Below are 19,839 nucleotides of genomic sequence, written 5' to 3'. Positions count from 1 at the left end.
ACATGACGGACACCTGCACCGGCGTTCCTCCGCTCGAGGGCACGGTGAAACGTGGCGGCAGCCTGGCCGATTTCATCTGGTTCCGCTGCGGCGGTCCCGCGGAATGGCTGGTTCGCCCGACGGATGTCGAAGACCTGTCCCAGTTTCTGAGCCAGCTCGATCCCGCCATTTCCGTGCTGGCGGTTGGCGTGGGCTCCAATCTCATCGTACGCGACGGTGGTGTTCGGGGCGTGGTTGTGCGTCTGCCGAAGAGCTTTGCCGAAATCACCATCGAAGAGGGCAATCGCGTTCGCGCCGGCGGTGCGGCCATGGGCATTACGGTTGCCAGCAAGGCGCGCGATGCCGGGATCGCGGGCCTTGAGTTCCTGCGCGGCATACCAGGTACAGCGGGTGGCGCGGTGCGGATGAACGCCGGAGCTTACGGCCGCGAAGCGCAAGACATACTCGTCGAGGCGACATTGGTGATGCGGGACGGCACGGTCGAGGTCTGGCCGCTCGAGCGGTTCGAATACAGCTATCGCCATTCTGCCGTTCCGGCCGGCGCTATTATTGTCGAGGCGCTGTTCGAAGGCGTGCCGGGCGATCCCGAAACGATCGGTGCCGAAATGGAGAGGATCGCGGCCGAGCGCGAGGCCTCCCAACCGCTGCGTTCGCGCACCGGCGGCTCGACCTTCAAAAACCCGCCCGGCGGGAAGGCGTGGCAGCTCGTGGATGCTGCCGGATGTCGCGGACTAACGATCGGCGGCGCCCAGGTTTCCGAAAAACACACCAACTTTCTGCTCAATATCGGCGGGGCGACGGCTGCCGATATCGAAGCTCTGGGCGATGAGGTTCGCCGCCGGGTTTTCGAGCATTCGGGTGTCGAGCTTGAATGGGAAATCCAGCGCGTGGGAGATGCCGAATGACGGGCAAGCTTCATATCGCGGTTCTGATGGGCGGCTGGTCTGCCGAGCGCGAGGTTTCGCTGATGAGCGGAGAGGGCATTGCCGATGCGCTTGAAAGTCTGGGCCACAGGGTGACGCGCGTCGATATGGATCGCAATATCGCGCTGGTACTGGACGGTGTGAAGCCCGACATCGTGTTCAACGCGCTGCACGGTACACCCGGCGAAGACGGATCGGTGCAGGGCATGCTCGATCTGATGCAGATTCCCTATACCCATTCGGGTATGGCGACCTCGGTTGTTGCGATCGACAAGGTGCTGACCAAACAAGTGCTGATGCCGCACGGCATTCCCATGCCCGGCGGGCTGATCGTCGAGAGCGAAAGCCTGTACACGGCAGACCCGATGCCGCGGCCCTATGTTCTGAAGCCGGTCAATGAAGGCTCCTCGGTCGGTGTCGCGATTGTAAACGATGAGAGCAATTACGGTTCGCCGATCGGCCGAGATACGGTCGGACCCTGGCAGGAGTTCGAGACCCTGCTCGCCGAACCCTTCATTCGCGGGCGCGAACTGACAACGGCGGTGATCGGCGACGAAGCCCTTGCTGTGACTGAGCTCGTGCCGAAAAGCGGCTTCTACGATTATGATGCGAAATATACCGACGGCATGACCGAGCATATCTGCCCGGCGGACGTTCCCGACGACATTGCCGGGCTCTGCAGGGAGATCGCGCTCAAGGCGCACCGGCTGCTCGGATGCCGCGGCACCAGCCGCTCGGATTATCGCTGGGATGACACCAAAGGCGTGGACGGATTGTTCCTGCTCGAGGTCAACACCCAGCCGGGGATGACGCCGCTCAGCCTCGTGCCCGAACAGGCCAAACATGTCGGACTGAGCTATGCCGAGCTCGTCCAGCGGATAGTGGAGGAAGCCTTATGAGCCAGACCCGAAAACCACGCCGGACAGCTGCGCCCAAGAAGCGTGCCACCGTAAAACGCAAACCGGCCAGGAAAGCGCAGCGCCAGCCCATGTCTGCGCAGCTCGCCACGGTTCTTCCGATGCAGGAAGACACGATCCGCCGTACCGGAGGCTGGATGGTGATTGCCCTTCTGGCAACGCTGGTGATCGGCGCGGCGATGATCCTGCGTCTGCCGCAGCTCGCCGCATGGCAGCTGGGTGAAGGCGTCGGCCGTCTCGGCTTTACGGTCGAGCGTGTGGAGATCCAGGGGATCGACCAGATGGAGCGCCTGCCCGTATATGCCGTCGCGCTCGATCAGCCATCCATGGCCATGCCCAATGTCGATATCGCCGCGATCCGCGCGCGGGTGGAAGCGTTCCAGTGGGTCCAGTCGGCCCGCGTGACGCGCCGCCTGCCCGATACGCTCGTCGTTTCGATTACCGAACGCACGCCGACGGCAATCTGGCAGCATGACCAGACGCTCTATCTCGTCGACAGCGAGGGCGAGGTGCTTGAGGAAGTGGCGCTCGATGCGATGCCGGACCTGCCGCTCATCATTGGCCCGGCCGCCAATCGCCAGGTTGCCAGTTTCGAACTGCTGATGGATCGCGCACCCGCACTGCGCCCGATGCTGTCTGGTGCGACATGGGTCGGCAACCGGCGCTGGGATCTGCGCTTCCAGTCGGGCGAGACGCTGGCCTTGCCGGAAGGCGAAGAAGATGCCGGCCGGGCGCTGCTGAATTTTGCGCGGATGGACAGCCAGAACGGATTGTTGGGCGAGGGTTTTCGCCGCTTCGACATGCGGGTGCCCGATCGCTTCGTCGTGCGCGTCGCGCGCGAGGCCGAAGCCGCGCCGGCGCAATCCGATGACAGCGCGGATTCCGATACGATCTGAACAGGGGGAACGGGGACTATGGCACAGGGCCGCAACGACAATCTGATCACCGTGCTCGATATCGGGTCTTCAAAGATCTGCGCGATGATCGTCCGCAATCCCGAAGGCAGCGATTTGCAGGTGCTGGGCACCGGCCAGCGCGAAAGCCGAGGAATCCGCCGCGGCTATATCGCCGATATGGAACAGACCGAGGCGGCGATCCGCGCTGCGGTCGAACAGGCAGAACGTATAGCCGGGATCAATATCGACAGCGCCTGGGTCGGCTTTTCTGCCGGTGGCCTGGTCAGCAAGGTCACCACGATCGAAGCCGATCTCGGTGGTTATCGGATCGAAGATGCGCATATTCGCGACCTGCATATAGCCGGACTCAATGCGATTGACCCCGAAGACATGGAAATTCTCCATGCCCATCCGACGCTGTATACGCTGGATGGGCTCGAAGGCGTCAAGAATCCGCTCGGTCTCCATGCCGATCAGCTCGGCGTCGACATCCATGCCGTGCTGACCGAACGTTCGCCAATGCGCAATCTCGATCATTGTGTGCGCAGCGCCTATCTCGGCGTTGAGGGCATCGTCGCTTCGCCGGTCGCCACCGGTTATGCCTGTCTCAGCGAAGAGGAGCGCGAGCTTGGCGTGGCGCTGGTCGAACTTGGCGCCGGGGTCACCAATGTTTCGCTTTTCGCGGGCGGGATGCTCGTCGGGCTGACGTCCATTCCGATTGGCGCAGCCGACATCACCGATGCCGTTGCAACCCAGTTTGCAATGCCGCGGGCCCAGGCGGAACGGATCAAGTGTTTCCATGGCTCCGCCACAACCAGCCCGCGCGACAATCATGACATGATCGACATCACGGGCAATTCCGATGAGGAAAGCAGCGATACGCCGCGTATTACCCGCGCCCAGCTGATCGCCGTCATCCGCGAACGGCTCGAAGACCTTATGGCGGAAGTCGGCAAGGCTCTGGACGCGATGGGCTTTGCCGGCCCGGTCGGCCGACAGGTGGTGCTGACCGGCGGCGGTGCCGAGCTGAAAGGCATAGCCGATTTTGCACAAGGGGCGCTTGGACGGACCGTGCGGACGGGCCGGCCGATAGCGCTCGCCGGGTTGCCGGAAGCGCATTCGGGACCGGCTTTTGCGACGCTTGCCGGGCTTGCCAGGTTCGCGGCCGAGGGGCCGGTGGACCTGCGGGTCATGCAGGATGAGGCGCAGCTTGTGCACCGAACGGCGAAAAGCGGACTGTGGAGCCGATTCATGACCGCGTTCAAGAGTGAGTATTGAGCGATAAAGCGAGCTTTATCCACGAGTCGCACCACTTTTTCGCTGGCTTCGCCGAGTCATTCTGTTGTAGTAAAGGTTAACACTCTGATCAGGATGCGAAATCGCAAGGGGGAGACCAAGTCATGAGCATCGAATTCACCCGTACTGAAGTTAGCGAATTACGCCCGAAAATCACCGTGATCGGTGTCGGTGGCGCTGGCGGGAATGCGATTGCCAACATGATCGATGCGGACGTGCAGGGCGTCGATTTCATCGTTGCCAATACCGACGCTCAGGCACTCAACCACAGCGATGCGGACACGCGCATTCAGCTCGGACCGAAGATCACCGAGGGCCTCGGTGCCGGATCGCGTCCGGAAATCGGCCGCGCCGCAGCGGAGGAAACGCTTGCCTCGATAGACGATGCGCTCGATGGCTCGCACATGTGCTTCATCGCCGCCGGCATGGGCGGCGGCACGGGTACTGGCGCTGCTCCGGTAATTGCCGAAGCGGCCCGCAAAAAAGGCATTCTTACGGTTGGCGTCGTTACGAAGCCGTTCAGTTTTGAAGGCTCGCGCCGGTCCAAATCGGCCGATTCCGGCATCGAAGAACTGCAAAAGCATGTCGATACGCTGATCGTCATCCCCAACCAGAATCTGTTCTTGATCGCCAACCCAGACACGACGTTCAAGGACGCGTTCAAAATGGCCGACGAGGTTCTCCAGCAGGGTGTGCGCGGGATCACCGACCTGATGGTTATGCCCGGCCTGATCAATCTCGACTTTGCCGATGTCCGCTCCGTGATGGAAGAAATGGGTAAGGCGATGATGGGTACCGGCGAAGCCGAGGGGGATAATCGCGCCCGCGAAGCTGCCGAAAAAGCAATCGCCAACCCGCTGCTCGATGGTGTTTCGATGCAGGGTGCGAAGGGCGTTATCATCTCGATCACCGGCGGCGAGGATATGCGCCTGATGGAAGTCGACGAAGCGGCCAACCATATCAAGGAACTGGTCGATCCCGATGCGAACATCATCTGGGGTTCGGCGTTCAATGACGATCTGGAGGGCAAGTTGAGGGTTTCGGTCGTGGCGACCGGTATCGAGGCCGAAGCCGGTGGCGAAGCCAAGCCGCTGCCTGCGAAGGTGTTCACCTTCCCGTCAGCTCGCGACAAGGCAGAGGAAGCAGAGCCCGAAACAGCCGAGCAGGTCGAAGAGACGGTTGAAGAGATGGCTCCGCTTGCAAAGGATGAACCGGAGATCGCCGAACCGGCCGAGCCGGAAATCGAAGAAATTGCGGCCGAAGACAATGCGGCAGAGGTCGAAGCTGTTGCCGAAGAGGCTGCTCCGGAAACGCCTGCCGAAGCAGAGGCTGAACCGGCGACGCTGGTATTCGACGATACGGCGCCGATTGTATCCGAACGGACGCCAGTACGCACCAGGCCTACCTTCACGGTTCGCGCGGCGGGCGAAGAGCCGCGCCAGATGTCGGCAGACGCTCAGGCGGCGGCCGATGCAGATGAAGACGAGCTTTTGCTCGATGCCGGCAATATCGTGTCCTCGTCGGATACGCCCGACAAGGAAGCGGTCCCCGCTTCCAGCAAATGGATTTCAGAGGAAGGCGCTGCGAAAGAGGCCCCTGCGGCCAAGCCGGCTCGTTCGGGCGGAACCTTGTTCGAGCGGATGTCTAACATCGCGCGCGGCGCGGCCAAGGTGGATAGCGGAGAGAAGAAAGCGGCCTCCGGCGGCGATCGCGATTCGCTCGACATTCCGCAGTTTCTGAACCGTCAGAACAACCAATAACGGATAATTCCGGCATCTTCTCGCCACTTTGGTGTCGGGGAATGCCGGTCTTTTCCTCTTCGCCGTCAAAGGACAACGCTTTGTCGCGTAACGGTGCAATCAGGGCCGTGCGTTCGGAAAACACGCCGTCTATAATCGACCGGTGATGGTTCACCGAAATTCCGTATCTAAGCCGCGCAGCGTCCGGCGTGCCCGCACCCTGTGCTTGTTAGCCCTGCTGGCGGGTACCGCGCTGCCCGTCCAGGCCCAGCAGAGCGACGCTTTCCCGTTTATGAATCGCGCGAGCGACGGGCAAACGCCGGCGCAGAATCTGGGCCGCTATCTGACGATGCTGGCGGATAATCCCAACAATGCACAGGCGCTTGTCGGCGCGGGGCGCGCGGCGCTCGATATTGGTGATGCGGATGCCGCGCTCGGCCTGTTCGTTCGTGCCAACGACCTGAGCCCGCGAAATGGCCAGGTGAAGGCTGGCCTTGGCGGGGCTCTGGTACGCCTCGAAAGGCCATTGGCGGCCATGCAGCAGTTTCGCGAGGCCGAGCGGTTGGGCGTCCGCCTTTCGGAATATGCTGCGGATCGCGGGTTTGCCTATGATCTGCTCGGCCAGCCGGAACTGGCCCAAGCCGATTACAGAGTCGCCATCGCGCAGCGATCGACGCCGGAACTTCTGAAGCGACTGGCAATCAGCCAGGCGATCTCGGGCGATCGGAACGCGGCGCTCCAGACGCTTGACCCCCTGTTGCGCGCTCAAGACATGACGGCTTGGCGAACCCGCGCCTTTGTCATCGGATTGACCGGCGAGGATGTTCGTGAAGCGGTCGAGGCTGCGGCCATCGCCATGCCGCGCCGCGAGTTGGAGATCCTGACGCCCTATCTCGGGCGATTGTCGAGCATGAGCAATGCCGGCAAGGCGCAAGCGGTCCATTTCGGGAATTTCCCGGCAAGCGGAGACGGGCCACGCTATGCATTGAGCGATTTTCCGGAACTGGCGGCCGCCGGAACGCCGGGCGCCGGTCTGGTGCCGCAGGGAGCCGCGCTGGGCGCGCGCTCTCCAGCCGAAATTCGTCGCGACACGGCGCGCGAACAACGCCGCCGCGAACGTCGCGAGGCGGTTGCCCGCAGGCTGGCCGCACGCGAAACCCAGTCCCGCCGCCGTCCGGGCCGCAGCAGCGCACCGGTCGAAGTCGCGCAAGCGGCTCCGCCACCACCTCCTCCGCCGCCACCTCCACCTACACCTCCGCCTCCACCGCCGTCAGTTGCGGTGGAGCAGACAGAGCCTGACATGCCGGAAACTCTGGGCCCTCGACCCGGCTTTTCGCAGCCGTCGGCTCCCGTGGAGGCCGCAGTGGCAGCTGACGTCGAGAACGGCAATGTACCGGTGACGCCGAGCAGTTTTTCGCTCGCCGATCTCGAGGCCGATCTGCGCCGCAGGGCGCAGCGCGAGCAAGTTGAGGAGACGCAACAGGCCCAGGGCCCTGCACCAGAATCGCTCTTGCCGGCGGCGCTCGCTGCGATCACGCCCGGACCGCCACCGCCACCGCCACCGCCACCGCCACCGCCACCGCCACCGCCACAGTCTGCTCCCGTTCCCGCTCAGGCCGAGACGCCGGCTGAAACGACCGCCTCGGCAGCACAGGCCGAACCCGCGCGCAGCTGGGTGCAGCTTGCAACCGGTCCGACCGAGGAGGGGATGCGGTTTACCTATCGGCGCTATGCGCGGGCCAATGCGATTTTTGCCGGGCAGGAGGGCTGGACAACGCCGCTCGGACAGACCAACCGGCTGCTGGTCGGCCCTTTCGCGAGCGGCGCGGCAGCACAGGAATTCATCAACACACTGGCCGAAGTCGGAATCGAAGCGCTTCGCTGGCGCAGTCCGGAAGGGCAGGCGATCGTGCGCCTCTACAGGGAAGGGCTTTCTCCCCAGCCTACCGAAGCCGCCATGGCCGCGGGATCGACCATGTCCGCTCCGGCCGCAGAGGCTCTGTCGGCAGCACCTTCGCATCCGGCACGCCACTGGGCGCAGGTTGCCATCGGCCAGCAGGTCGATGCGCTGCGCTTCACCTATCGCCAGTTCTCGCGCCGTGCACCGCAGGCGTTCGAGGGCAAGACTGGCTGGTTCACGCCGCTTAATGCCACGAACCGGCTGCTGGTCGGTCCGTTCGAGAGCCGTGCGGAAGCGCAGGCCTTCCTCAATGCGGCGTCAGAAGAGGGCGATATCCAGGGTCTGACCTTCCGCAGCGCCGAAGGACAAGAGATAGAACGTCTCAACCGCCGATGACGACGCTCGCGCTTTTCGCATCCGATCCCGCCCATTCGCGCGGCCGCCTGCATAACGAAGGCCGGGTTGCGCTGCCTGTCGAGGTCAGGGGGCCGCGCGATGCGTTTCAGCGCGACCGCGATCGGATTATCCATTCCGTCGCCTTTCGCCGCTTGCGCCGCAAGACGCAGGTATTTGTCGCGCCCGATGGCGATCATTTTCGCGTTCGCCTGACTCACAGTCTGGAAGTCGCGCAAATCGGTCGCACCATAGCGCGTGCGCTCGGGCTGAACGAGGATCTGACCGAAGCCCTGTGTCTGGCGCACGATATCGGCCATCCGCCGTTCGGCCATGCCGGGGAAGACGCGCTGCAGGCCGCGCTGGCCGATGCAGGCGGGTTCGATCACAATGCGCAGACATTGCGCATGCTGACCCGGCTCGAACATCGTTATCCCCTGTTTGCCGGGCTCAATCTGAGCTGGGAGACTCTGGAGGGATTGGCCAAGCATAACGGCCCGGTCGCCGCCCCGCCCTGGGCCCTGCGGGATGTCGACGATGAGTTCCCTCTCGAACTGGGCAGCTACGCCAGTTTGGAGGCGCAGGTCGCGGCGCTTGCCGACGATATTGCCTATGACAATCACGATATCGATGACGGCTTGCGCGCTGGGCTGTTCGGGGTCGATGCCCTGATGGAGATTCCGGGCATAGCGGAGATATGGACGCGTGCCGCCGCCCGGTTTCCCGATGCCGGGCCCGATCTTCTCGCCTCCGAAGTGATCCGCGAGCAGATCGGCCTGATGGTCAACGACCTGATCGAAGAGACCGAGCGCGCCATTGCCGAATCCGGTGCCCGAAGCGTCGAGGATGTCCGCGGGGCGGGGCGGTCTCTGGCGGTCTTTTCGCCCGAAATTGCCGCGCATGAGCGATCCCTCAAGGCCTTTCTCTATGCCCATATGTACGAGCACCCCAAGCAGGTCGAGGTGGCCGATGCGGTGTGCGATGTCGTCGCCGGCCTGTATGCGGCCTATCGCGATGAGCCGTCGCTGATGCCGGAAAACTGGCGTCGATCTCTGCCGGACGACGAGCCGCACCGGGCGCACCATATCGCTGATTTCATTGCGGGAATGACGGACAGCTATGCGATTCACTGTTACCGGGAGACGGTTGGCCCCGTCGCGCTGCCCGAGGGTTTTTAGGGGCGTCGGCAATGGCCCCGGCGACGGTTGCTTCGGCCACGCCCCGGGCATATCGTACGACCGATAATCCATTCGACCAAAAGATGAGGTGAAATTATGGCCAGCGATACATTGCATGCCCCGCGCGAGAAGCTCTCCAAGGAAACGCTGGCCATGCATCACGCGATCGTGTCGCTGATGGAGGAGCTGGAAGCCGCCGACTGGTACAAGCAGCGGGCCGATGATTGCGAAGATGCGGCGCTCAAGGGCATTCTCATGCACAATATGCGCGAAGAGATAGAGCATGCCGCGATGATCATCGAATGGCTGCGCCGCAACAGCGACGATTTCGCCAAGGAATTGAAAGAGTATCTGTTCACCGAGGGCGATATCGCGGCCCTGGAAGAGGTTGCGACCAGCTAGCGGCACGTCCGGTCCGTCGGTCCGGACGCGCGAGCCCTGCGCAGGCCCCGGGCGGGCTTTGTCCTTCGCGCTTCAAATGCCCGTCGATATCGCCTATCCGCCCGGGCTTGGTTTGAAGATCGGATTGTAACGTGACCCTCTACACCCAGTTTGCCGAGCATATCGGCGCGATTCTCGACCGGCTCGAGGCTGCGGGCGACATCCCCGCCGGGATCGACCGCAAGAATGTGGCCGTCGAGCCGCCGCGCGATCCTTCGCATGGCGACCTCGCGACCAATGCGGCCATGGTGCTGGCCAAGCCGGCTGGGAAGAACCCGCGCGAACTGGCGGCCTTGATAGCACCCAAGCTTGCGCGGCTGGACGGTGTGTCCGGCGCAGAGATTGCCGGGCCCGGTTTCATCAATATCCGGCTGGACGAAGATGCCTGGCGCGATGAGCTGCGCACGATAGCGGCTGCAGGTGGGGATTACGGCAAATCGGCTATCGGTGCCGGTAAGACGGTCAACATCGAATATGTCTCCGCCAATCCGACGGGCCCATTGCATATGGGCCATTGCCGGGGTGCGGTGGTCGGCGATGCGCTGGCCAATCTTCTTGAATATGCGGGCCATAAGGTGATCCGCGAATATTATGTCAACGATGCGGGCGGGCAGGTGGATACTCTCGCGCGCTCGGTGCATATCCGGTACCGCGAGGCCCTGGGCGAGGATGTCGGCGAGATACCCGATGGTCTGTATCCGGGCGACTATCTGAAGCCGGTTGGCGTAGCGCTGGCTACCGAATTTGGCGATTCCTATGCGCAAGCCGAAGAGGGCGAATGGCTGACGCTGTTCCGCGAGCGCGCCGTGGCGGCGATGCTGGAGCTGATCCGCTCCGATCTCGCTCTGCTCGGTATTCGCCATGATATCTTTGCGTCGGAAGCCGATGTGCAGGCAGCGGGCAAGCCGCAGGCCGCCGAGGCGGAACTCCGTTCGCGCGGCCTTGTCTATGACGGCGAGCTTGAGATGCCCAAGGGCAAGACGCCGGACGACTGGGAACCGGTCGAACTGCCGCTGTTCAGGTCCACCGAATTCGGCGACGATCAGGACCGGCCGATCCGCAAGTCGGACGGGTCATGGACCTATTTCGGCAACGATCTCGCCTATCATTTCCAGAAAAGCCAGACGGCCGATGTGCTGGTCGATATCTGGGGCGCCGATCATTCGGGAACGGTAAAGCGGATCAAGGCGGCGGTTGAGGCGCTGACCGGCGGCAAGACCGAGTTTGACGTCAAGCTCGTCCAGATGGTCGGGCTGCTCCGCGATGGCGAGCCGGTGAAAATGTCCAAACGCTCGGGCAGTTTCGTGACGCTGGCTGATGTCGTCGAGGAAGTCGGCAAGGATGTCGTGCGCTTCACCATGCTGACGCGCAAGGCTGATGCGCAGATGGATTTCGATTTCGCCAAGGTGGTGGAGGCATCGAAGGACAATCCGGTATTCTACGTCCAATATGCCCATGCGCGGATACGGTCCGTGCATCGCAAGGCCGCGGCCGAAGGGATCGATATCTCCGGCGAGGCGGATCTTGGCCTGCTCGATGGAGCGGAACTGGCGCTGGTAAGGCACGCCGCGCAATTCCCGCGCATCGTGGAGGCCGCGGCGGGGGCTTATGAACCGCACCGGGTTGCCTTTTACCTGTTCGATCTTGCCGCCGGATTCCACGCACTCTGGAACCGCGGCAACGATCATCCTGACAAACGCCTATTGGTGGTTAATGATCCCGGTTTGACACGTGCACGTCTGGCCTTGGCGGCCGGAATCGGGCAAATCATACGCAACGGCCTTGCAATCATGGGGGTTGAGGCTGTCGAGGAGATGGAGTGATGGGTAACGAGGACGCGCTGGACGCAAGCGAGGAAGATCGTCTGCCGTGGCTGGAAGCGGTCGAAGAGGATGAAGACGAAGGCGTTGGCCTTCTGACGCTGATCGGCGGTATCCTGGGTGTTCTCGTGGTCATTGCTCTGGTTATCGGCGGCATCCTTTGGTTGCGCGGCCAGGATGGCGCTGCGCCCGATGGCGCGGAACTGATCGCGGCACCCGAAGAGGATTACCGCGTCCGGCCCAGTGAGGCCGGCGGCATGGAAGTGGAAGGCGAAGGCGACGCCGCCTTTGCCGCAAGTGAGGGCGGGAGCCCCGAAGGCCGGATCGACCGCAGCGCAACGCCCGAAGAACCGGTCACCGGAACCCGGGTTGCGGCAACGGCGGGCGAAAACTCCGGCAATGACGCCGATGGCCAGCCAACCGGTGCGGCAAGCGCGCGAATCCCGGCGAGCAACAGGCAGCTTGCCGAGTCTGCGCCGCGAACGTCGGGCGACAATGCAGCAGCCTCAGCGGGCGGCGCTACGGCGGCCAGCGGACGACTTATCCAGCTTGGCGCATTTTCCAGCGAGGCGGCTGCCAACAGGGCGTGGACGCAAATGGTATCGCAGAACAGAACGCTGAGTTCATTGACGAAATCGGTCACACCGGTCCAGGCGGGAGGGCGGACACTTTATCGTCTTCGCGCCGCTGCCCGCTCGCGCGACGTGGCCCGATCGCTCTGCTCCAGCTTGCGCAATGCCGGGCAACCGTGCAGCGTGGTGGTCAATTGACCTGTGGCCGTTTGGCCGTGAACAAGACCGTCAACTAAGAGAGCCGAATGAAGCCCGTAGTCTTTGGCATTGCCGCGGAAACGCTGAATGACGAAGAACGCGCGCTGTTTCGTGACTGCGATCCGGCAGGGTATATCCTGTTTGCCCGCAATATTGCGGATCGCGACCAGCTCCGCGCGCTGACCGACGATCTTCGCGAGGTGTCGGGTCGCGGAAATGTCCCTATCCTAATCGATCAGGAGGGCGGCCGGGTGACGCGGATGAAACCGCCGGCCTGGCCCGAATTTCCGCCTTGGGCGAAGTTCGACGCGTTATACGACATAGCTCCTATCTCGGCGATTGAAGCGGCACGCAGCAATGCGCACGCGATCGGGCTGACCTTGGCCGAATGCGGGATCAACGTCGATTGCCTGCCGCTGCTCGATGTCCGCCAGCCCGGCGCCCATGACGTGATCGGTGATCGGGCATTGGGTTTCGAACCGTTGCGGGTGGCCGCACTTGGCCGCGCCGTGCTTAACGGGCTTGGCGATGCCGGGGTGGCGGGCGTGGTCAAACATATTCCGGGCCATGGCCGCGCGCTGGTCGATACGCATAAGGCTTTACCGCGCGTGACGGCGTCTGCGGAAGAGCTGGCTACCGATATCGCTCCGTTCAAAGCTCTTGCAAACGCGCCGATGGCGATGACCGCGCATATTGTTTTCGAGGCCTGGGACGGCGATCGCTGCGCAACGCTCTCACCGACGATCATCAACACCATCATTCGCGGCGAGATCGGTTTTGACGGGCTGCTTTTTTCAGATGATCTCGACATGCAGGCACTTGACGGGGATCCCGCGCGCCGTGCAGCTGCGGTCGTTGAGGCGGGATGCGATATCGCGCTCAATTGCTGGGCGCGGATGGACGAGATGAAAGCGACCGTCGCGCTGCTCGACGATATCTCGGCAGCGTCGCGGGCGCGTCTCGACCGCGCGATGGAGAGTATCGGGCCCGCCCGTACGGCCGACGCGCTCGACGCGCTGCTCGACAAACGCGATAGCCTGTTGGCTCTGGCATGAGCGAAGCGAACGACGATAAATTTGACGATGCGCCGGAAATCGCGGTGGCGGAACGGCTGACGCTCGATCTTGACGGCTGGGAAGGCCCGCTCGACTTGCTGCTTAGCCTTGCGCGCACGCAGAAGGTCGATCTCAGGGAAATCTCGATCCTGGAACTGGTCGAGCAATATCTGGCCTTCATCACCGATGCCAAGGCACTGAAACTCGAGATCGCGGCCGACTATCTCGTGATGGCGGCCTGGCTTGCCTATCTCAAATCCTGCCTGTTGCTGCCCAAGGACGAGCAGGAGGACCCCAGCCCCGAAGAGCTGGCGCTCAGGCTTCAGCTACGGTTGCAGCGCCTCAACGCGATGCGGGAAGCCGGAGCGAGGCTGATGGCGCGTGACCGGATCGGACGCGACGTGTTCCTCCGCGGCGCGCCCGAGGGCATTCATGTTGTCCGGAAAAGCCGATGGCAGGCCGAGTTGTACGATCTGATCGCGGCCTATGGCCAATTGCGGGCGCGCACCGAACCGGCCGTTCATATCGTCGCGCATCGTCCGGTGATGACGCTCGATGCGGCGCTGGAGCGGCTTGAACGGCTGATCGGCCAGTCGGTCGACTGGGCAACCCTGGAAAGTTTCCTCCCACAAAGCGCTGACAATGCCTATCGCAAGTCGGCTCTTGCTTCGAGCTTCGTCGCGGCCCTTGAGCTGGCGCGGCAGGGCAAGGCGGAACTTCGGCAGGAAGATCATTTCTCCGACCTTATGGTGAGAACAGGTAAATGACCGAAATATCAGACGATGTCCGCGCGGTCGAAGCGGCGCTCTTTGCGGCCGAAGAAGCTCTTACGCTCAATGATATTGCCCAGGCGGTTGGTGAGGATGTCGATGTCCGGGCTGCGTTGGAAGAGCTTACGGGCCATTATGCCGGACGGGGCATCGGCCTGGTCGAGCGCGGCAAGCGCTGGCATTTCGAAACCGCCCCGGACCTGGCCCATGTTTTGCGCCGTGAACGCGAAGAACCCCGGAAATTGAGCCGTGCGGCAACCGAAACACTGGCGATCATCGCCTATCACGAACCGGTCAGCCGGGCCGAAATCGAGTCCATTCGCGGCGTGCAGATATCCAAGGGTACGCTCGATGTTCTGATGGAAGCGGGCTGGGTGCGCCCCGCCGGTCGCCGTGAAACTCCGGGAAGACCGTTAATTTATGCAACAACCCCTGTTTTTCTTTCGCATTTCGGGTTAGAGACTCGGCGCGACCTACCCGGGCTTGACGATCTGAAAGCTGCCGGGCTGCTCGATCCTGTGGATACCGCGCTCGAAGAACTCGAGCTGGAATCTGCTGAACAGGATGACTAACTAGGCGTGTAAATAGGAGAACTATTATGTCGCCAGGTATTTGGCAGATTGCAATTGTCGCCATCGTTATCATCGTGCTGTTCGGCCGTGGCCGTATTTCGGGCATGATGGGTGATCTCGGTAAGGGTATCACCAGCTTCAAACGCGGCCTGAAGGACACCGACGAGAGCGATACCAGCGCCTCCTCGTCGGAAGCGCCGCGTATTTCGTCTTCGCCGCCCGCAACGCCGGCTTCGGAAACGACAGTGGAAGCCACGCGCGAAGACAGCGCCAGCTGACACCGTGTCTTGCGCACGCCCGGTCGGGCTGCGTGAATTCCGGCCATTGAGGTAGCGAAGCGCCTATGTTCGATATCGGTGCAGCCGAACTCCTGCTTGTCGCGATAGTGGCGCTTGTCGTTATCGGTCCAAAAGATCTGCCAGCGGCCCTGCGCGGCGTCGGGCGGGTCATGGGGCAGTTGCGCAGCTTTACCAGCCAGTTCCGGTTCAGCCTGGATTCCATGATCCGCGAGGCAGAGATGGAGGGCCAGGAAAAGGAATGGGCGCAGCGCAATGCCGATATCATGGCGAAACATCCGCACAGCGAGGGCGATCCCGATTCCGGTCAGGAAATGCAGGGCCAGCCGCGCGACGAGGCTCCCGCAGCGCAGGATACCGTATCGCCGGGCGATGACGGGGGGGAAGGGGCGATGAAGCCGCTCAAGCCGATTGCCACGGACGAATCGGGAGAGATTTCTTCGGGCGAAGCGGCATCTGCGCCGCAGCCATCGGCAGAGCCCGGTGCCGGTACGGCGGAGGATTCGTCGCAGATCGATCTGTTCGGTGGCAAGTCATGAGCAGCGAATTGCAGACCGAACCCGAAGAGATCGACGAAGTCGATGCCAGCACGGCGCCGCTGCTCGATCATCTGATCGAATTGCGGAATCGCCTCTTATGGTGTGTGCTCGGCTTCATCATCGCATTCGGCTTCTGCTTCTATTTCGCGACGGAGATTTTCGCCTTTCTCGTGCATCCGTTGCAGGAAGCCTTTCCGCCCGGGCAGGGCAGGCTGATCTATACCCAGCTCTACGAGGCGTTTTTCGTCGAGATAAAGGTCGGCATTTTCGGGGCGTTCGTCATCGCCTTTCCGCTGATCGCCTGTCAGATATGGCTGTTCGTCGCGCCCGGCCTGTACAAGAATGAGCGTGGCGCTTTTTTACCCTTTCTGTTTGCGACGCCCGTCCTGTTCACGCTTGGTGCGGCGCTCGCCTATTTCGTCGTCATGCCGTTGGCATTTGAATTTTTCCTTGATTATCAAGGGGAGGTGAGCGGGTTGGATCAGGAGGCGCTGCCAGCGATAGGAGAATATCTGTCTCTGGTCATGCGGTTCATCATCGTTTTCGGACTGGCGTTTTTGCTGCCGGTGCTGCTGCTGCTGCTCAACCGCGCGGGCCTTGTCGGCCGGGCGCAGCTGATCCGCGCACGCAAATATATCATCGTGGGCGTTTTCGTCATCGCCGCGATCTTCACGCCGCCCGACCCGGTTACCCAGCTGATGTTGGCTGTTCCGCTATTGCTGCTCTTTGAAATGACCCTCGTGATTATCTGGTTCACGGACAGGCGCGGCAAAAAGGACAAAGAGACTTGAACCGCGACTTGCTCTTCCTACGCGAGCAGGGGGAGGGTTTTCCGGTTCGCGACGGGTGCCGGGTGAAACCGCTGATCGATTCGGCGGAAATGTATCCCAGGCTCGAAGAAGAAATGCTCGCCGCGGAGCGCAGTGTCTGGCTGGCATTCCGCATCTTCGACCCATCGACGAAACTGCGATCCGATGCAGCGCGCGCCAAGGGGCTCGAAGATTGGGCGGGGCTCATCCGCGACACGGTAAAACGCGGTGTCGAAGTTCGGATGCTGCTGGCGGATTTCGAACCCGTAATGGCGAATGACCTTCATGCGGGATCCTGGAGCAGTTTTAATCAGATCCAGGATGTACGCTCGGCACTGACCGAAGCGGAACAGGAACAGCTGCAGATCATAGTTGTCCAGCATGCCGGTGAAATCGGATGGTTCTGGCGGCAGATATTGCGGTTCGCCCTGCGCAAGCGGGTCCGCAAACTGATACGGCACCTTCTGGATAAATCCAGCCATGTGCGACACGCTTTCGAAGTGCGCCCGGGCTTGTGGCGATGGCTGCACTGGGAAGGCGACCGACCAGCCGGATGGAAGTCCGGGCCGCCGCCGAGACTGTGGCCGGCAACCTATCATCAGAAAAGCGCGATAATTGACGCGAAAACCGCGTTTATCGGCGGGCTTGACCTGGACGAACGTCGCTGGGACGATGCCAAGCATGATCGACCGGCAGACGAAACCTGGCACGATCTTTCAGCCTTTGTCGCAGGGCCGCTGGCCGCTGACGCAGCCCGCAATTTCACCGAGCTCTGGAATCTCGAACTGCCGCGTTTTCGCGAGATTGTCGACCAGTGGACCAGCGATGCGTCACGCACTATTGCGGCCGGTCCGCTCAGCGAGGCGATAGCACCGGAACAGGGAGAATCGCTGAGCGAAGGCAAGGCCACTACCCAGCTCCTGCGGACGCGGTCGCGCGATGCGACATCCATATTCGCGCTCGGGCCGGTTCCCGACATCCGCGAACTCAAAGCAGCTCATCGCAACCTGATCCGTTCGGCCCAGAATCTGCTCTATATCGAAGCGCAATTTTTCCGGTCGCGGGAGGCCGCAGATTGGGTGATCGAGAGCCTACGCCGTAATCCCGGGCTCGATGTCATTATCCTGATAGCCAATGTGCCAGAGGAAATCGCCTTCCTGGGCGCTGGCGACAATCCCGCCCATCGTCATGGCGAATATCTCCAGGCCACGGCTCTGAGTCGTCTCCTCAAAGCTGTTGGCCCGGACCGGGTGGGGCTGTTTACGCTGGTTCGCGACGAACCGGCCGACGATGCCGAGCATGATTACGCGGGCAGCCGGGGAACCGCCTTTGGCTCCGGGATCATATATATCCATGCCAAATTGCTGATCGCCGACACGCAGGCATGCCTGATGTCCTCCGCCAATATCAACGGGCGGAGCTTCGAATGGGATACCGAGCTGGGCTTTTTATGGTCGCAGGAGGATGCGGTTATTGCGGGCTTCCGCGACCGGCTGTGGTCACGCCTTTCAGACGGCGCGCTTTCCGGTACATCCGGGCTGGCGGACTGGCGCAGCCTGGCGGAGCAAAACCGCCTTGCCGAGCCGGATAAGCGGCGCGGGTTCGTCGTGCCCTATCAACGTGGTCGGGCGTGCCGCTTCGGCGGTTCGCGTCTCTATGTGCCTGACAATATGGTCTGACCGTTTCCGGTTGGGAACGCCGGTCTCTAACGACGGTTATTATCGCGGTTTGGGCGGGGAAATTATTAAGCCCGGAAGCGCCTTCCGGGGGGGATGGAGGCGCTTCCGGGCTAATTTTTGGATAGCGAGAGCGGGGGGCAAAAAGGTCACTATCCGACTAGCAGAACGAGGAACGGCGCGATTGGTTCCCAAAAAATTCGGAAAAAGAGGAAAAAAATCCAAAAAACGTTATAATTCAATTATTTAATGGAAAATTCTTTTTTTCGTCCGTTACAATATCGGGATCAATATCGCATATATTGTGCCGGACTCGTCTTCGTCCAGGCTGGCCTGCAGTTGACGCGCCATACCGGTTAATACCCTCCGATACCGTGGAAACGAGCTTCGTTCCGATGCCCGGGCAAGGGCCGCAGAACGAACCGACAGCCGGGCGCACTGATCCGGCAATGCCTGGACGGAAAGGGCGATTTCGAGCCGTCCGCCGGACAGCATGGCGAGTTCAACCAGTTCGGTGATGAGGAACGCCGCCGGTGCTGCGATATCCTGACTGACGCGGATCGGGTCGACATCCAGGGTGATCGCAACCTCGACGTTCGGCGGAGCGCTTTGCTGAAGGCCCGAAGCGAGTTCCGCAATGACCGGCCGGATCAGCAATCCATTGTCGGTATCGAGTTCGGAAAACAAATTTCGCTGGACGATCGCCAGTGCATCAACCCGGCGCTGGATTGACGCATACGCGGCGGCGCTGTCTTCGGATTTGGCGGCGCGCGCATGTAGGCTCAAAAGGCTGGCGATGATTTGCAGATTGTTCTTAACCCGGTGGTGGACCTCCCGGGTGAGGCGGGTTTGTTCTTTCAGGCCGATGGCAAGCTGCTCTTCGTGACTGCGGAGCGTGTCGAAAGCCTTTTCGAAGGCTTGTGCGAGTTGCTGAATTTCAATCGCGGAGATCCGAAACGTCGGAATTTCAAAATCAGTTTCACCTTCAGCATGGCGGACCACGGCACGACGCAGTTGTTTGAGCGGACGGATCAGAAGCTGAACAACTGCAATCCAGCCAAGAAAGGCGGCGATGCCCCACATCAGTATCGGAAGCACGATCCCGAACAATTCCGCCGAGGTCAGCGGCGCGCGCACAAAGCTTGCGGTCAGCAGAAAAGTGCTGCCGTCGACGGGTTGGGCCGCACTCACAATGGCATCGCCCGAAACGGTTTGGGACCATGGCCGCACCAGGATCATATCGTCATCGTGCGACAAAGCGATCTGGAAATTGCGGTCCAGCATCGAGGGGCGCGGCAGAAGGGCAAGAGATTCGCGCGTCAGTTCGGCAACCCCGGTCAGGCTTCCGTCGGCGCTTGTCTCCGCCAACAAAATCAGACCGTGGTCGGCATCCAGCGTTACTTTGGCGGTTCCGTTGTCCGGCAGGTCTTCGATCAGGCCGGACATAAACCCATCGGTGGCGCAAATCTGTTGGCCTTGCCGGTCCAGCAGGGCGAAGGTTGGTTTTCGGGTGTCGACGGCGACGGCCGCGTCCAATGTGTCCTGACACTGGCGTTCGATATTCTCGCTTCTGGATAGCGTTGTCAAAGTCGATCGCAGGCTGAACTCCGTGTGGGAGATCGCGGTGGACAGGTGCCTGGCTCCAACCTCGGCCAGCAGTTTCACTTCGGCGAAGCGGCTGTCTCTGGCTCCGTTGGCGGCGTTGATCGATGAAAAGACCGCAACAGCGCCCAGCGGCAGAAGCGCGAGACCTAGCAGGACAAGTGTCTTGATACTGGTGGGAAGTCTTCTGAGGCGCTTTTGAGGGCTGTCGGTTCGGCTGGTCATCGGATTGGCTTCAAAATTGCCA

General features: G+C 61.9%; 18 protein-coding genes. 17 read left to right on the top strand and 1 reads right to left on the bottom strand.

The genetic code is table 11. The annotated features are described in order from the left end of the window. Window positions 1-2: 2 nt before the first annotated feature. The 17 genes from murB (at window position 3) to DFR46_RS07080 (ending at window position 17,993) form a co-directional block, all read left to right on the top strand. Window positions 3-905 (top strand): UDP-N-acetylmuramate dehydrogenase, encoded by a 903-nt coding sequence (gene murB, locus DFR46_RS07160; protein WP_116237210.1) that lies wholly within the window; start codon window positions 3-5, stop codon window positions 903-905. Continuing rightward, window positions 902-1,822 (top strand): D-alanine--D-alanine ligase, encoded by a 921-nt coding sequence (locus DFR46_RS07155; RefSeq protein ID WP_116235820.1) that lies wholly within the window; start codon window positions 902-904, stop codon window positions 1,820-1,822. Before murB ends, DFR46_RS07155 begins: the two co-directional genes overlap by 4 nt. Then, complete coding sequence (locus DFR46_RS07150) at window positions 1,819-2,736, top strand: cell division protein FtsQ/DivIB (protein ID WP_116235819.1); 918 nt, start codon at window positions 1,819-1,821, stop codon at window positions 2,734-2,736. Before DFR46_RS07155 ends, DFR46_RS07150 begins: the two co-directional genes overlap by 4 nt. A gap of 18 nt (window positions 2,737-2,754) precedes the next feature. After that, a complete protein-coding gene (ftsA, locus tag DFR46_RS07145) occupies window positions 2,755-4,014 on the top strand; it encodes a cell division protein FtsA (RefSeq protein WP_116235818.1) in 1,260 nt (419 codons plus the stop codon). Between the two features lie 122 nt (window positions 4,015-4,136). Next, entirely contained in the window at window positions 4,137-5,792 is a 1,656-nt protein-coding gene (ftsZ, locus tag DFR46_RS07140; protein WP_116235817.1) for a cell division protein FtsZ, read from the top strand. A 205-nt stretch (window positions 5,793-5,997) separates the two neighbouring features. Further along, window positions 5,998-8,067 (top strand): CHAT domain-containing protein, encoded by a 2,070-nt coding sequence (locus DFR46_RS07135; RefSeq protein WP_211306391.1) that lies wholly within the window; start codon window positions 5,998-6,000, stop codon window positions 8,065-8,067. After that, window positions 8,064-9,242 carry a deoxyguanosinetriphosphate triphosphohydrolase gene (locus DFR46_RS07130; protein ID WP_116235815.1) on the top strand — a complete coding sequence of 393 codons (1,179 nt, stop codon included), beginning with the start codon at window positions 8,064-8,066 and terminating at the stop codon, window positions 9,240-9,242. Before DFR46_RS07135 ends, DFR46_RS07130 begins: the two co-directional genes overlap by 4 nt. Window positions 9,243-9,338: 96 nt before the next feature. Then, on the top strand, window positions 9,339-9,644 hold the full coding sequence (locus DFR46_RS07125) for a ferritin family protein (protein ID WP_116235814.1): 306 nt from the start codon (window positions 9,339-9,341) through the stop codon (window positions 9,642-9,644). Window positions 9,645-9,775: 131 nt separating this feature from the next. Further along, window positions 9,776-11,506: an arginine--tRNA ligase gene (argS, locus tag DFR46_RS07120; RefSeq protein WP_116235813.1), complete on the top strand. Its 1,731-nt coding sequence runs from the start codon at window positions 9,776-9,778 to the stop codon at window positions 11,504-11,506. After that, entirely contained in the window at window positions 11,506-12,273 is a 768-nt protein-coding gene (locus tag DFR46_RS07115) for an SPOR domain-containing protein (protein ID WP_116235812.1), read from the top strand. The genes argS and DFR46_RS07115 overlap by 1 nt, the downstream gene beginning before the upstream one ends. 47 nt (window positions 12,274-12,320) lie before the next feature. Continuing rightward, complete coding sequence (gene nagZ / locus DFR46_RS07110) at window positions 12,321-13,328, top strand: beta-N-acetylhexosaminidase (RefSeq protein ID WP_116235811.1); 1,008 nt, start codon at window positions 12,321-12,323, stop codon at window positions 13,326-13,328. Continuing rightward, window positions 13,325-14,095, top strand: coding sequence for a segregation and condensation protein A (locus DFR46_RS07105; protein WP_116235810.1), 771 nt, complete (start codon window positions 13,325-13,327; stop codon window positions 14,093-14,095). Before nagZ ends, DFR46_RS07105 begins: the two co-directional genes overlap by 4 nt. Next, entirely contained in the window at window positions 14,092-14,670 is a 579-nt protein-coding gene (gene scpB, locus DFR46_RS07100) for an SMC-Scp complex subunit ScpB (RefSeq protein ID WP_116235809.1), read from the top strand. The genes DFR46_RS07105 and scpB overlap by 4 nt, the downstream gene beginning before the upstream one ends. A 26-nt stretch (window positions 14,671-14,696) precedes the next feature. Next, window positions 14,697-14,948, top strand: coding sequence for a twin-arginine translocase TatA/TatE family subunit (gene tatA, locus DFR46_RS07095; protein ID WP_116235808.1), 252 nt, complete (start codon window positions 14,697-14,699; stop codon window positions 14,946-14,948). Between the two features lie 65 nt (window positions 14,949-15,013). Next, window positions 15,014-15,505 carry a Sec-independent protein translocase protein TatB gene (gene tatB, locus DFR46_RS07090; RefSeq protein WP_116235807.1) on the top strand — a complete coding sequence of 164 codons (492 nt, stop codon included), beginning with the start codon at window positions 15,014-15,016 and terminating at the stop codon, window positions 15,503-15,505. Next, window positions 15,502-16,296: a twin-arginine translocase subunit TatC gene (gene tatC, locus DFR46_RS07085; protein ID WP_116235806.1), complete on the top strand. Its 795-nt coding sequence runs from the start codon at window positions 15,502-15,504 to the stop codon at window positions 16,294-16,296. The genes tatB and tatC overlap by 4 nt, the downstream gene beginning before the upstream one ends. After that, on the top strand, window positions 16,293-17,993 hold the full coding sequence (locus DFR46_RS07080) for a phospholipase D family protein (RefSeq protein ID WP_116235805.1): 1,701 nt from the start codon (window positions 16,293-16,295) through the stop codon (window positions 17,991-17,993). Before tatC ends, DFR46_RS07080 begins: the two co-directional genes overlap by 4 nt. Before the next feature lie 270 nt (window positions 17,994-18,263). Here the strand turns inward: DFR46_RS07080 and DFR46_RS07075 are convergent, their stop codons facing one another. After that, window positions 18,264-19,817, bottom strand: a complete 1,554-nt coding sequence (locus tag DFR46_RS07075; protein ID WP_116235804.1) for a sensor histidine kinase — start codon at window positions 19,815-19,817, stop codon at window positions 18,264-18,266. Window positions 19,818-19,839: the final 22 nt, after the last annotated feature.

Source organism: Parasphingopyxis lamellibrachiae, assembly GCF_003385775.1.
In the GTDB taxonomy this organism is placed as follows: domain Bacteria; phylum Pseudomonadota; class Alphaproteobacteria; order Sphingomonadales; family Sphingomonadaceae; genus Parasphingopyxis; species Parasphingopyxis lamellibrachiae.
Note: the sequence above shows the minus strand (reverse complement) of the source record. Positions and strands in the feature narration are given on the sequence as shown.

Bases quoted from the DNA above. Each gene is read 5' to 3' on its own strand.
- murB (WP_116237210.1), top strand. From the start codon at position 3: ATGACGGACACCTGCACCGGCGTTCCTCCGCTCGAGGGCACGGTGAAA.
- DFR46_RS07155 (WP_116235820.1), top strand. From the start codon at position 902: ATGACGGGCAAGCTTCATATCGCGGTTCTGATGGGCGGCTGGTCTGCC.
- DFR46_RS07150 (WP_116235819.1), top strand. From the start codon at position 1,819: ATGAGCCAGACCCGAAAACCACGCCGGACAGCTGCGCCCAAGAAGCGT.
- ftsA (WP_116235818.1), top strand. From the start codon at position 2,755: ATGGCACAGGGCCGCAACGACAATCTGATCACCGTGCTCGATATCGGG.
- ftsZ (WP_116235817.1), top strand. From the start codon at position 4,137: ATGAGCATCGAATTCACCCGTACTGAAGTTAGCGAATTACGCCCGAAA.
- DFR46_RS07130 (WP_116235815.1), top strand. From the start codon at position 8,064: ATGACGACGCTCGCGCTTTTCGCATCCGATCCCGCCCATTCGCGCGGC.
- DFR46_RS07125 (WP_116235814.1), top strand. From the start codon at position 9,339: ATGGCCAGCGATACATTGCATGCCCCGCGCGAGAAGCTCTCCAAGGAA.
- DFR46_RS07115 (WP_116235812.1), top strand. From the start codon at position 11,506: ATGGGTAACGAGGACGCGCTGGACGCAAGCGAGGAAGATCGTCTGCCG.
- nagZ (WP_116235811.1), top strand. From the start codon at position 12,321: ATGAAGCCCGTAGTCTTTGGCATTGCCGCGGAAACGCTGAATGACGAA.
- DFR46_RS07105 (WP_116235810.1), top strand. From the start codon at position 13,325: ATGAGCGAAGCGAACGACGATAAATTTGACGATGCGCCGGAAATCGCG.
- scpB (WP_116235809.1), top strand. From the start codon at position 14,092: ATGACCGAAATATCAGACGATGTCCGCGCGGTCGAAGCGGCGCTCTTT.
- tatA (WP_116235808.1), top strand. From the start codon at position 14,697: ATGTCGCCAGGTATTTGGCAGATTGCAATTGTCGCCATCGTTATCATC.
- tatB (WP_116235807.1), top strand. From the start codon at position 15,014: ATGTTCGATATCGGTGCAGCCGAACTCCTGCTTGTCGCGATAGTGGCG.
- tatC (WP_116235806.1), top strand. From the start codon at position 15,502: ATGAGCAGCGAATTGCAGACCGAACCCGAAGAGATCGACGAAGTCGAT.
- DFR46_RS07075 (WP_116235804.1), bottom strand. From the start codon at position 19,817: ATGACCAGCCGAACCGACAGCCCTCAAAAGCGCCTCAGAAGACTTCCC.